General features: G+C 70.9%; 10 protein-coding genes. All 10 read left to right on the top strand.

Annotation, left to right across the window (positions count from 1 at the left end; translation table 11 throughout):
• The 10 genes from H577_RS0105660 to H577_RS0105615 all read left to right on the top strand — a co-directional run bounded on the left by H577_RS0105660 (position 1) and on the right by H577_RS0105615 (position 12774).
• The gene (locus H577_RS0105660) at positions 1 to 1782 is read left to right on the top strand and encodes a peptidoglycan D,D-transpeptidase FtsI family protein (RefSeq protein ID WP_029145134.1); all 1782 of its coding nucleotides are present in this window, start codon (positions 1 to 3) and stop codon (positions 1780 to 1782) included.
• A gap of 6 nt (positions 1783 to 1788) precedes the next feature.
• Positions 1789 to 3201, top strand: coding sequence for a UDP-N-acetylmuramoyl-tripeptide--D-alanyl-D-alanine ligase (locus H577_RS0105655; RefSeq protein ID WP_029145133.1), 1413 nt, complete (start codon positions 1789 to 1791; stop codon positions 3199 to 3201).
• A complete protein-coding gene (gene mraY / locus H577_RS0105650; RefSeq protein ID WP_029145132.1) occupies positions 3198 to 4307 on the top strand; it encodes a phospho-N-acetylmuramoyl-pentapeptide-transferase in 1110 nt (369 codons plus the stop codon). Before H577_RS0105655 ends, mraY begins: the two co-directional genes overlap by 4 nt.
• The gene (gene murD, locus H577_RS0105645) at positions 4304 to 5839 is read left to right on the top strand and encodes a UDP-N-acetylmuramoyl-L-alanine--D-glutamate ligase (protein WP_029145131.1); all 1536 of its coding nucleotides are present in this window, start codon (positions 4304 to 4306) and stop codon (positions 5837 to 5839) included. Before mraY ends, murD begins: the two co-directional genes overlap by 4 nt.
• Complete coding sequence (gene ftsW / locus H577_RS0105640) at positions 5805 to 7055, top strand: putative lipid II flippase FtsW (RefSeq protein ID WP_029145130.1); 1251 nt, start codon at positions 5805 to 5807, stop codon at positions 7053 to 7055. The genes murD and ftsW overlap by 35 nt, the downstream gene beginning before the upstream one ends.
• Positions 7056 to 7064: 9 nt before the next feature.
• Entirely contained in the window at positions 7065 to 8138 is a 1074-nt protein-coding gene (locus tag H577_RS0105635) for a UDP-N-acetylglucosamine--N-acetylmuramyl-(pentapeptide) pyrophosphoryl-undecaprenol N-acetylglucosamine transferase (RefSeq protein WP_029145129.1), read from the top strand.
• Between the two features lie 121 nt (positions 8139 to 8259).
• A complete protein-coding gene (gene murC, locus H577_RS0105630; RefSeq protein WP_029145128.1) occupies positions 8260 to 9669 on the top strand; it encodes a UDP-N-acetylmuramate--L-alanine ligase in 1410 nt (469 codons plus the stop codon).
• Positions 9670 to 9753: 84 nt separating this feature from the next.
• Positions 9754 to 10770, top strand: a complete 1017-nt coding sequence (locus H577_RS0105625; RefSeq protein ID WP_342664742.1) for a cell division protein FtsQ/DivIB — start codon at positions 9754 to 9756, stop codon at positions 10768 to 10770.
• Between the two features lie 178 nt (positions 10771 to 10948).
• Entirely contained in the window at positions 10949 to 12088 is a 1140-nt protein-coding gene (gene ftsZ, locus H577_RS0105620; protein WP_029145126.1) for a cell division protein FtsZ, read from the top strand.
• Positions 12088 to 12774, top strand: coding sequence for a YggS family pyridoxal phosphate-dependent enzyme (locus tag H577_RS0105615; protein ID WP_029145125.1), 687 nt, complete (start codon positions 12088 to 12090; stop codon positions 12772 to 12774). The genes ftsZ and H577_RS0105615 overlap by 1 nt, the downstream gene beginning before the upstream one ends.
• Position 12775: the final 1 nt, after the last annotated feature.

Here is a 12775-nt window from a genome sequence, read left to right as displayed (position 1 = left end):
ATGACGACGCGCAGCACCCGCAGCCCCCGCCGCCGCACCGTGGTGGCCCTCGCCGTCGTCCTGGTGGTGCTCGGCGCCTTCGTCGTGCGCCTCATCGACATCCAGGTCGTCAACGCGCGCGAGAACATCGCCAGCGCCATGGACTACGGGTTGGCCGGTTCGCAGGTGCTGTCGGGAACACGTGGATCCATCGTCGACGCGCAGGGCCGGCCGCTGGCGACCAGCGTGCTCGACTACGACTGCCAGTTCACGCCCGAGAACGTGCGCACCATCAGCCGGATGACCGCATCCGGCGACACCGTCAAGGTCACCTGGCCCAAGCTGTCCGACCAGATCGCGGCGATCACCGGGCAAAGCGGCGACCAGGTGCGCCAGATCGTGTCGGACGCGCTGACCGCCGATCCGCATTCGCAGTACGCCAAGCTGCAGAACGGGCTGAGCACCGAGCAGTACCGCGCGCTCATGGAGCTGGGCGCCGACTTCATCAGCTGCACGCCCACACCGTCGCGCACCTACCCGAACGGCGCGGTGGGCGGCAACCTGATCGGTTTCGTCGGCGGTGACGGCGAGCCGCTGGCCGGTCTCGAGAAGACCGACGACCAATGCCTGGCGCCCACCGACGGCAAGCTCACCTACCAGCGCGGCAAGGACGGGGTGATCATCCCCGGCACCGAGAGCGAGACGCCCGCCCAGGACGGCGGCACGCTGGCGCTCACCATCGACACCGACCTGCAGTGGTACATGAACCAGCTCACCAAGCAGGCCAAGCAGCAGACCCACGCCCAGTACGCGACCGCGACCGTCGTGGAGGTGAAGACCGGCAAGATCAAGGCGGCCGCCGAATACCCCGGCGTCGACCCCAACGACTTCACCGCCCGCGGGTCGTACCTGAACAGCCGCATCTTCAACGACACCTTCGAGCCGGGCTCGACCTTCAAGGGCATCACCGCCTCCACCCTCATCGACGCCGGCGGGCAGAGCCCCACCTCGACGGCGACGGTGCCCTGGAAGCGGTCGTTCCCCAACGGGGCGCAGGTCAACGACGCCACCCGACACCCCACCTACGACTACACACTGGCCGGGGTACTGATGGACTCGTCCAACGTCGGCGCCGCCACCTTCAGCCAACGGATCAGCCCCGACATCCGCTACGACTACCTGAAGAAGTTCGGCATCGGCTCGGGCAGCGCCGTCGGATTCCCCGGCGAGGCCCACGGTCTGGTGCACCCGGTGCAGGACTGGGACAACCAGATGCTGTACGACACCGCGTACGGGCAGGGTCTGACCACCACGATCCCGGAACTGCTCGGCGCCTACGACGGCATCATCAACGACGGCGTCAAGATGCCGCTGCGCCTGGTCGAGTCGTGCACCAAGCCCGACGGCACCGTGGTCACCCCCACCCTCCCCAAGCCCACCCGGGTGATCAGCGAGAAGACCTCGGCGCAGATGCGCGAGATCCTCGAGAACGTCGCACTGCAGGCCAGCTACAGCAAGATGATCAAGATCCCCGGCTACCGCATCGGCGTCAAGACCGGAACCGGCCAGATCTCGAACAACGGCCACGGCTACAAGAGCGGCGTCTACTACACGACGATGATCGGCTTCGCCCCCGCCGACGACCCGCAGTACCTGGTCGCGATCACGCTCGACGAGCCCACTACGGTAAGGTCGTCTTCGGCCAACGCGCCCTACTTCCAGAAGGCGATGACCCAGGTGCTGAAGACCTACCGGGTCATGCCCTCCACGTCGAAGCCGAAGATGCTGCCGAAGTTCGGCTGACCCGAAATGATCGCTCTCACCCTCGCCCAGATCGCCCACGCCGTCGGCGGAGAACTCCGCACCCACGGCACCGACACCGACGCCACCGTCGTCTGCGGCGACGTCGAGACCGACTCGCGCCTGCTCGAAGCGGGTTCGGTCTTCGTCGCCAAGCCCGGTGAGGTCACCGACGGGCACCTGTTCGTGGATGCCGCAGCCGCCGCCGGCGCGGCACTGGCGATCGTCGAGCACACGGTGCCGGCCCCGATCTCGCAGATCGTCGTCGCCGACGCGGTGCAGGCCCTGGCCGACCTCGCCCGTGAGGTGGTCGCCCGGGTGCGCGCAGGCGGACGGCTTCAGGTGATCGGCATCACCGGCTCCAACGGCAAGACCACCACCAAGAACCTGCTCGCCCGCATCCTGCAAGACGAAGGCGAGACCGTCGCCGCCCGCGCGTCGTTCAACAACGAGGTCGGCGCCCCGCTGACCATGCTGCGGGTGCGGGAGAGCACCCGCTTTCTGGTCAGCGAGTTCGGCGCATCGGGCCCCGGCGCCATCGCCCGACTGGCCGGGCTGGTCTCACCCGACGTCGGCATCGTGCTCATGGTCGGCATGGCCCACGCCGGTGGCTTCGGCAGCATCGAGGGCACCGTGAAGGCCAAGTCCGAACTGGTCCGTGCCGTGCGCGCCGGCGGGCTGGCCGTGCTCAACGCCGACGACGCCCGGGTGGCGTCGATGGCGCAGATCGCCGACGAGCGCGGGCTGCGGGTGCGCTGGTTCGGCACCGGCCCCGCGGCCGACGTGCGGGCCACCGACATCGACACGGATGCCGCGGGCACCAGCTGCACGGTCAGTGTCGACGGCGTCGCCCGGCCGCTGCGGCTGCAGGTGCTCGGGTCGCACCATGTCATGAACGCGCTGGCCGCGCTGACCGCCGCCGTCGCGCTCGGCGTCGACCCCGCGGCGGCGATCGCACGGCTTCAGACCGTCGAACTGGCCGAGCGCTGGCGGATGCAGCCGTTGGGCGGCGACCGGGTGCGCATCATCAACGACGCCTACAACGCCAGCCCCGACTCCATGGCGGCGGCGCTGCGCACCCTCGCGCAGATCACCGCGCCCGGCGAGCGCACCGTCGCCGTCCTGGGCGCGATGAGCGAACTGGGGGAGTACGCCGGCGAGGAGCACGACCGCATCGGCGAGCTCGCCGTGCGGCTGCGCATCCAGCGCATCGTCGTGATCGGCGCCGAGGCGCGCCGGCTGTACCTCGCCGCGGTCGGCGAGGGGTCGTGGGACGGCGAGGCGGTGTGGTTCGACACCGCCGACGAGGCCTACGACTACCTGATGGGCGAGTTGCGCGACGGCGACCGCGTGCTCGTGAAGTCGTCCAACTCCGCGGGGCTGCGGTTCCTCGGTGATCGTCTGGGAGAATCGTTCTCGTGAGGTCCCTCCTGACAGCTGCGGCGATCTCGCTGGCGTTCACGCTCTTCCTGACGCCGGTGTTCCTCAGGCTGTTCCGCCGATGGGGCTGGGGTCAGGTGATCCGCACCCCGGACGACATCCACAACCCCAGCCATTCCGCCAAGCGCGGCACGGTGACCATGGGCGGCACGATCTTCATCGTCGGCGCCATCGTCGGCTACCTGGTCGGCTGCTTCGTCGGCAACAACCCGCCGACCGCGTCGGGTCTGCTGGTGATCTGGATGATGGTCGGCTTCGGCGTCGTCGGGTTCATCGACGACTACATGAAGGTGCGCCGCCAGCGCAGCCTGGGGCTCAGCGGCTGGCGCAAGATCGTCGGGCAGGTGATCGTGACCGTGCCGTTCGGCGTGTTCGCGCTGCAGTTCCCCGATGCGTACCGGCAGACGCCCGCCTCCGGGTACGTCTCGGTGTTCCGTGACGTGCCCGTGCTGAACTTCTTCGCGCTGGGCGCCGTGGTCGGCTGGATCCTGTACCTGCTGTGGATCACGTTCATCGGTGTCGCCTGGTCGAACAGCACCAACGTCACCGACGGGCTGGACGGTCTGGCCACCGGCATCGGCATCTTCACGATCGCCGCGATGAGCCTGGCGACGTTCTGGCAGTTCCAGCAGACCTGCACCGGTGCCGCACTGGTCGACGTGTACCAGCCCGCCTGTTACAGCACCCGTGACCCGCTGGATCTGACCATCATCGCCGCCTCGTTCGTGAGCGCCCTCGTCGGCTTCCTGTGGTGGAACGCCCCCAAGGCGAAGGTGTTCATGGGCGACGTCGGGTCGATGTCGATCGGCGGCGTGATCGCGGCGATGTCGATCCTGTCGCACACCGAGCTGCTTGCGGTGCTGATCGCCGGCGCCTTCATCATCGGCCCCGGCTCGGTCATCCTGCAGCGGCTGTACTTCAAGGTGACCCGCGGCAAGCGGTTGTTCCTGATGAGCCCGTTCCACCACCACCTCGAGATGCGCGGCTGGCCCGAGATCACGATCGTGGTGCGGATGTGGATCATCGCCGGGATGCTGGCGGTGACCGGGATCGGTCTGTTCTACGTCGAGTGGCTCTCGCGCACATGAGCGGGCGGCTGGATGCGTTGACCGGCTGGAACGCCGACTGGTCCGGACTGCGGGTGGCGGTGCTGGGACTGTCGACCACCGGCTTCTCGGTCGCCGACACCCTCGCCGAACTCGGCGCCGAGGTGCTCGTGGTGACCGAGGATGCCGACCCGCAGTACTCCCGTCTGCTGCCGGTGATCGGCGCCGGACTGCACGTCGGCCCGCTCCATGAGGTGCCCGACGAGTTGGCGTCGTTCGCACCCGAGCTGGTGGTGGCATCCCCGGGCTTCGCGCCACACCACCCGCTCGTGCGGTGGGCGCAGGCCGCCGGCGTGCCGCTGTGGGGAGACATCGAGCTGGCGTGGCGGGTGCGTGACAAGGTCACCCGGCCCGACGGCACCCCCGCCGACTGGGTGATGATCACCGGCACGAACGGCAAGACCACCACCACGCAGATGACCGCGACGATGCTCGCCGTCGGCGGGCTGCGCGCCGCGCCCTGCGGCAACATCGGTGTGCCGGTGCTCGACGCGGTGCGCGACCCGGCCGGTTTCGACGTGCTCGTGGTCGAGGTCTCCAGCCACCAGCTCTGGTACCTGTCGCATCAGATGAGCGGGCCGGACCCGGTGTCGCCGCACGCCAGCGTCTGCCTGAACCTGGCCGCCGACCACCTGAAGTGGCACGGGTCGTTCGAGGCCTACCGCGACGCCAAGGCCGTCGTCTACGCGAACACCCGGGTCGCGTGCGTCTACAACCGCGCCGACGAGGCGACCCGGGCGATGGTCGAGCGTGCCGACGTGGTCGAGGGGGCGCGGGCGATCGGCTTCGGTCTGGACGTGCCCGGGCCGAGCGATCTCGGCGTGGTCGAAGGCATCCTCGTCGACCGGGCGTTCCTGGCCGAACGGCGCACCAGCGCGCTCGAGTTGTGCACGATCGCCGATCTGCGCGAGCGCGGTCTTGCCGCACCGCACGTGGTCGCCAACGCCCTGGCCGCCGCCGCGCTGGCACGCTCGCTCGAGGTCTCACCCGCCGCGATCCGCGACGCGCTGCTCGGCTTCCGCCTCGACGCCCACCGCATCGAGGTCGTCGCCGTCGCCGACGGGGTCACCTGGGTGGACGACTCGAAGGCGACCAATCCGCACGCCGCGTCATCCTCGCTGGCCGCCTACCCGGGAGCGGTGTGGGTCGTGGGGGGTTTGCTCAAGGGCGTCGACATCTCCGAGCTGGTCGCCGCACGCGGCCGGTCGGCGAAGGCGGCCGTGGTGATCGGCGTCGACCGCGAGCCGATCGTGGCGGCGTTCGCACGACACGCGCCGGCAGTGCCGGTGATCGAGGTCGACGCCGACCAGACTGAAGATGTCATGGCACGGGTCGTGCAACTGGCGGCCGAACTCGCCGGTGACGGGGACGTGGTCTTGCTCGCCCCCGCCGCGGCGTCGTTCGACCAGTTCGCGTCCTACGCCGACCGCGGGGAACGTTTCGCCGCGGCAGTGCACCGGATGATCGCGGAGGGGGCCGATGACCAGCACGACGACCCGGCCCCCGGCGCCTGAGGCCGCACCCGCCACGCGTGCGCGCTCGGCGCGGGTGGTGCTCGGCCGGGTGTTCGCCCCGGTGCCCAGCGAATTCCTGCTGATCCTGTCCACCGCGCTGCTGCTGACCGGGTTCGGGCTGGTGATGGTGCTGTCGGCGACCTCGGCCGTGGGCACCGCGAACGGCGACGCCCCCTACGAGGCGCTGCTCAAGCAGGCGGTGTTCGCCGCGATCGGTATTCCGCTCATGCTCATCGCGAGCCGGTTCTCGATCGGCTTCTGGAAGCGCATGGCCTGGCCGGTGCTCATCGGCGCGACCGCGTTCCAGCTGCTCGTGTTCGTGCCCGGCGTGGGCATCGACAACGACGGCAACCGCAACTGGATCTCGATCGGCGGCCTGCAGGCGCAGCCGTCCGAGTTCCTCAAGCTCGCCCTGGCGCTGTGGATGGGGTACGTGCTCTTCCGCAAGCAGACCCTGCTCGGGCTGTGGCGGCACGTGTTCATCCCGGTCGTGCCGGTGTCGGCGCTGGTGATGGCGACCGTGCTGGCCGGGCACGACCTGGGCACCACCAGCATCCTGGTCCTCGTCGTGCTGGCCGCGCTGTTCTTCTCCGGTGTCAAGCTGCGCATCTTCGTCATCCCGCTGATCCTGGCGGCGGGCGGGCTCGTGGCGTTCGCGGTGACCAGCCCGAACCGCATGCGCCGCATCCTGAGCTTCCTCGACCCGGTGTGCAGCGACTACTACAACGCCTGCTACCAGCCGTTGCACGGCATCTGGGGGTTGGCCAGCGGCGGGGTGTTCGGGCTCGGGCTGGGCAACTCGAAACAGAAGTACGACTGGCTGCCCGCCGCCTCCAGCGACTACATCTATGCGATCGTCGGCGAAGAGCTCGGACTCATCGGGTGCTGCGTCGTGCTCGTGCTGTTCGCGTTGTTCGCCGTCGGCGCCTTCCACATCGTGCGCAAGACCAACGACCCGTTCGTGCGCATCGTGGCCGGCTCGATCACGGTGTGGATCGTCGGTCAGGCCCTGTTGAACATCGCCGTGGTGCTGCGCCTGGCACCGACGTTGGGCGTGCCGCTGCCGTTCATGTCGCAGGGCGGCACCTCGCTGATGTCGGTGCTGCTGGCGTGCGGGGTGCTGCTCTCGTTCGCCCGTACCCTGCCGGCCCGGCACCCGGCCGCGCCCCCGGCGCGCACGGCCGCAGCGCCGGGGGCGCGGCCTGCGACGCGTTAGCCTTCAGAGGTGACGACCTACCTTCTGGCCGGCGGCGGCACCGCCGGTCATGTGAACCCGCTGCTGGCCGTCGCCGACGCGTTGCGCGAGCGTGACCCCGACGCCCGGATCCTCGTGCTCGGCACCCGGGAGGGGCTCGAGGCGCGCCTGGTGCCCGCCCGCGGATACGAGCTGCTGTTCGTCGACAAGGTGCCGTTCCCGCGGCGGCCGAACCGGGATGCCGCGGCCTTCCCCGTCCGCTTCCGTCGGGCGCTCGGGCAGGTGCGCCGCCACCTGCGTGAGCGTGGCGTCGACGTCGTGGTGGGCTTCGGCGGATACGCCTCGGCCCCCGCCTATGTGGCCGCGCGCCGCGAGAAGGTGCCGTTCGTGGTGCACGAGGCCAATGCCAAGCCCGGCATGGCGAATGTGCTCGGCGCCCGCCGCGCGGCCGCGGTCGGCGTGGCGTTCGAGGGCACGCCGCTGCGCGGCGGCGAGGTGGTGGGGATGCCGCTGCGCCGCGAGATCGTGGATCTGGACCGCGATCGGCTGCGGGAGGAGGCATCCGCGTTCTTCGGCCTCGACCCGCAGCTGCCGACGCTGCTCGTGTTCGGCGGGTCGCTGGGCGCCCTGCGGCTGAACGAGGCGTTCGCCGGCGCCTGGCAGGACGTCCTCGACGCCGGGTGGCAGCTGCTGCACGTGACCGGGGAGCGCAGCGAGCTGCCCGACCCCGGCGCACCCGGGTATGTCGTGCGTCGCTACGTCGACCGGATGGACCTGGCGTTCGCCGTCGCCGACGCGATCGTGTCGCGCTCGGGCGCGGCCACGGTCAGTGAGATCAGCGCGCTGGGCATCCCCGCGGTGTACGTGCCGTACGCCGTCGGCAACGGCGAGCAGAGCCTCAACGCCGCGTCGGCGGTGCGCGCCGGCGCCGCCCGGATCATCCCCGACGGCGAGTTCACCGCCGACCGGGTGCGCACCGAGGTCGTGGCGCTTCTGAACGATGACGCGGCGCTTGCGCGGATGCGGCAGGCCGCGGCGTCGGTCGGCACCCGTGCCGGCACCGAGAACGTCCTCGCGCTGATCGACCGCGCCCTCGGCCGGTAGTGCCGCCCGGTAGCGCCGCGCGGTAGCGCCGCGCGGTCACACCGCGCGCATCCGCCCCCCAGCGACCTCCCAGCGCGCCCTGACCGGGGCGCGAGGGCGGCCGACCTAGGATGGAGCCGACATGATCAGACCCGACCTGAGCCTCCCCATCCCCGACGAGATCCACGCCGCGCACTTCATCGGCATCGGAGGCTCGGGCATGTCGGGTCTGGCGAAGATGTTCCTCGAGCGCGGCATCCGCGTCTCGGGCTCCGACCGTGCCGACAGCGACAACGTGCGCGCGCTGGTCGCGCTCGGCGCCGATGTGCACGTCGGGCACGACGCCGCGCATCTGGGCGATGCCGACACGGTCGTGCACACCGGCGCGATCTGGCCCGAGAACCCCGAGTTCCTCGCCGCGAAACAGCGCGGACTCGCCGTCATCCACCGTTCGCAGGCGCTGCACTGGCTGATCGGCGGACGCCGGCTGGTGGCCGTCGCGGGCGCCCACGGCAAGACCACCTCGACCGGCATGATCGTCACCGCGCTGCAGGCGCTGAACGTGCACCCCACGTTCGTCAACGGTGGGGTCATCGCGCAGCTGGGCACCTCGAGCGCGACCGGATCGGACGAGATCGTCGTCATCGAGGCCGACGAGTCCGACGGCACCTTCCTGCTCTACGACACCGCGATCGCGCTGATCACCAACATCGACCCCGACCACCTCGACCACTACGGCAGCGCCGAGGCCTTCGACGCGGCGTTCGCGCAGTTCGCCGACAAGGCCCGCGAAGCCGTCGTCATCTCCGCCGACGACCCGGGCGCCCGGCGCGTGCGCGAACGCATCACCCACCCGCACGTGGTCACGTTCGGGCAGGATGCCTCCGCCGACGTGCGGGTCACCGGCATCCACACCGACGGTCCGGCATCGTTCACCGTGCTGCACGAGGGCACCTCGGTGACGGTGCAGTTGGCGGTGCCCGGCGCCCACAACGCCGTCAACGCCGCCGGCGCCATCGCGGTGCTGCTCACCCTCGGCCACCCGCTCAAGGACGCGGCCCGGGCCGTGGCCGGCTTCACCGGTACCGTGCGCCGCTTTCAGCTGCACGGCATCGAACGCGGCGTCAGCGTGTACGACGACTACGCGCACCACCCGACCGAGGTCGCCGCCGCCCTGACCGCCGCGCGCACCGTCGCCGGCTCCGGCCGGATCATCGCCGTGCACCAGCCGCACACCTACTCGCGCACGCAACAGATGCACCGCGAGTTCGCGCGGGTGCTCGAGTCGCTCGCCGACCACACCGTGGTGCTCGACGTGTACGGTGCCCGCGAAGACCCCATCCCGGGAGTGGGCGGCGAGCTGGTCAGCGCCGACTTCACCGACCCCGAGCGGGTGCACTTCGTCGCCGACTGGCAGGCCGCCGCCGAGCACACCGCCTCCGTCGCCCGCGAGGGCGACTTCGTCATCACCCTCGGCTGCGGCAACGTGTACCTGATCATCCCGCAGGTGCTCGAGGCGCTCTCCCGCATCCCCGCCGCGCCGGGGGAGTAGCCCATGCGTCGGCCCACGCCCCTGCCCGCAGCGCCCCGGCAGACGCCGAACCGGTCGACCAGGCCCGCCGCCACGCCCACGTCCGTGCCCACGCCCGAGCCCGAGACGGAACAGACCGCTCCGCTCCTGCCGCTGCGCGCCGCGGCGCGAGACCGACGGCATCCAGAATCCGACGCGCCGGACACGGCACCGGATGCCACGGCACCGGGCGCGGCGACGGATGCCACGACGCCGGGCGCCACGGCACCGGATGCCACGACGCCGGGCGCCACGGCACCGGATGCCACGGCACCGGGCACGGCGACGGATGCCACGGCACCGGCACCCGCGGACGACGCCGTCGGCATGCGCGACGTGTGGAAGGCGGCCCGGGCGCGCCGGCGGGCGCTGCGCGCGGAGATGCGGCGGTTCACCGCACGAGCGCGACGCCGCCGCGCGGTCTGGATCGGCATCGGCGTCGCCCTGGTCGTGCTCGTGGCCGGTACGCTCGCGGCGGCCTACAGTCCGTTGTTCGCGGTGCAGCGCGTGCACGTCGTCGGCACCCATGCGCTCGATGCCGCGGCCGTCGAGAAGGCGTTGGCCGACCAGGTGGGAACGCCGCTGCCCCTGGTCGACGAGGCCGAGATCAAAGCCGCGCTCGTGGCCTTTCCGCTCGTGCAGTCGTACTCGCTTCAGGCGCGGCCGCCGCACGAGCTCGTGGTGCGGATCGTCGAGCGCACGCCGGTGGGTGTCGTGAAGGGGCCGGCCGGGTACACGCTGGTCGACGCGGCCGGTGTCGCGCTGGCGACCACCGCGACCGCGCCGAAGGGGCAGCCGCTCATCGAGGTCGGCCCCGGTGTGCACTCCGACGCGTTCCGCGCCGCCGGGCAGGTCATGCGCTCGCTGCCGTCGGGCATCCGCAGTCAGGTCACCAAGGTCACCGCCACCACCCCCGACGACGTCACCCTGGCCCTCGGCAAGACCCGCACCACGGTGGTGTGGGGCAGCGCCGACGACTCGGCGTACAAGGCGCTCGTGCTGCAGACACTCATGAAGAAGGTGCCTCCGGCGAAGGTGTACTCGTACGACGTCTCGAGCCCGAACGCAGCCGTCGTCCGCTGAGACCCGGCTGTCGGATGGATTCCGCCCACGAAACCGGCGACACGCCCAGCATGTCGCAGCCGCCGGGCCCGGTGCCGCTTACCGTCAGACGAAAGGAATTGCATACCGGGCAATTCTTTAAACCTCTAGATGAGGTTGAAGGTTTACACGCTTGGTTCGGGACGAGACGGAGGCCGGCATGAGCCAGAACCAGAACTACCTCGCGGTGATCAAGGTGGTCGGCGTCGGCGGAGGCGGGGTGAACGCCGTCAACCGCATGATCGAGCTGGGTCTGCGCGGCGTGGAGTTCATCGCGATCAACACCGACGCCCAGGCACTGCTGATGAGCGACGCCGACATCAAGCTCGACGTCGGCCGCGAGCTCACCCGCGGGCTCGGCGCAGGCGCCGATCCCGAGGTCGGACGCCGCGCCGCCGAAGACCACGCGGAAGAGATCGAGGAGGCCCTCGCCGGCGCCGACATGGTCTTCGTGACCGCGGGCGAAGGCGGCGGCACCGGCACCGGCGGCGCGCCGGTGGTCGCCAAGATCGCCAAGTCGATCGGTGCCCTCACCATCGGCGTGGTCACCAAGCCGTTCTCGTTCGAGGGCCGCCGTCGGCAGAGCCAGGCCGAGGCCGGTGTCGCCAAGCTGAAAGAAGAGGTCGACACCCTCATCGTCGTGCCCAACGACCGGCTGCTCGAGATCAGCGACCGCGGCATCTCGATGATCGAGGCGTTCGCCACCGCCGACCAGGTGCTGCTGGCCGGTGTGCAGGGCATCACCGACCTGATCACCACGCCGGGGCTGATCAACCTCGACTTCGCCGACGTCAAGTCGGTGATGCAGGGGGCGGGCTCGGCGCTCATGGGCATCGGGTCGGCCCGCGGCGCGGACCGGGCGATCAAGGCCGCCGAGCTGGCGGTCGAATCCCCGCTGCTGGAGGCCTCGATCGAGGGTGCACACGGTGTGCTGCTGTCGATCCAGGGCGGCTCGAACCTGGGCATCTTCGAGATCAACGACGCCGCGCAGTTGGTGAAGGAGGCCGCGCACCCCGAGGCCAACATCATCTTCGGCACGGTCATCGACGACACCCTCGGCGACGAGGTGCGGGTCACCGTCATCGCCGCCGGGTTCGACGGTGGCGAGCCGCAGCCGCGCATCGAGCCGATCCTGGCCCGCTCGTCCGCTCCCGCCGTGCCGGCCACGCCCGCCGACGAGGCCGCCCGTGCGGTGCCCGACGAGGCCGAGAAGCCGGTGCCGGTGCCGGTGGTGGCCGAGTCCGGCTACGACTCGGCGTTCGGCGAGGACGACCTGGACATCCCGGACTTCCTGAAATAGTGGACGACCTCGCCGACCGGCTCGCCGCCGTCGACGCGCGCATCGCCGATGCCGCGCGCGCGGCGGGCCGGGACCCGTCCGCGATCACCCGGATCGTGGTCACCAAGTTCCACCCGGCCGAGATGGCCGCGCACCTGTACCGTCTCGGGGTGCGCGACCTGGGCGAGAACCGCCAGCAGGAGCTGACCGCCAAGTCCGCCGAACTGGGCGGGCTGGAGGGTCTGCGCTGGCACTTCATCGGGCAGGCGCAGACCAAGAAGGCGCGGGCGATCCGGGCGGCGGCATCCGTCGTGCACTCGGTGGACCGGGAACGTCTGGCCGACGCACTCGAGCAGGCCGCCGGGACCGGGGCCGATGTGCTCGACGTGCTGCTGCAGGTGAACCTCACCGACGACCCCGACCGGGGCGGCGTCACCCCCGACGCGCTGGAACGGCTCGCCGAGCATGTGGCGGGATGCCGCACCCTGCGCGTGCGCGGCATCATGGCCGTCGCTCCGCTCGACGAGCACCCCGCTGCGGCGTTCGCGCGCCTGGCCGGGTACGCGCAGCGGCTGCGCACCGTCGTGCCCGACGCCGACTGGATCTCGGCCGGCATGACCGCCGACTTCGCCGAAGCGATCGCCGCGGGCGCGACACACCTGCGCATCGGATCGGCAATCACGGGTTCCCGCCCCGTGCGCAATTAGC

The sequence above is a fragment of the Microbacterium luticocti DSM 19459 genome, from assembly GCF_000422405.1.
Lineage (GTDB): Bacteria > Actinomycetota > Actinomycetes > Actinomycetales > Microbacteriaceae > Microbacterium > Microbacterium luticocti.
This window is presented reverse-complemented; position numbering and strand designations above follow the sequence as displayed.

What these genes read in the sequence shown, in the direction of transcription:
- H577_RS0105660 (WP_029145134.1), top strand. Translation starts at nt 1, where the DNA reads ATGACGACGCGCAGCACCCGCAGCCCCCGCCGCCGCACCGTGGTGGCC.
- H577_RS0105655 (WP_029145133.1), top strand. Translation starts at nt 1,789, where the DNA reads ATGATCGCTCTCACCCTCGCCCAGATCGCCCACGCCGTCGGCGGAGAA.
- murD (WP_029145131.1), top strand. Translation starts at nt 4,304, where the DNA reads ATGAGCGGGCGGCTGGATGCGTTGACCGGCTGGAACGCCGACTGGTCC.
- ftsW (WP_029145130.1), top strand. Translation starts at nt 5,805, where the DNA reads ATGACCAGCACGACGACCCGGCCCCCGGCGCCTGAGGCCGCACCCGCC.
- murC (WP_029145128.1), top strand. Translation starts at nt 8,260, where the DNA reads ATGATCAGACCCGACCTGAGCCTCCCCATCCCCGACGAGATCCACGCC.
- ftsZ (WP_029145126.1), top strand. Translation starts at nt 10,949, where the DNA reads ATGAGCCAGAACCAGAACTACCTCGCGGTGATCAAGGTGGTCGGCGTC.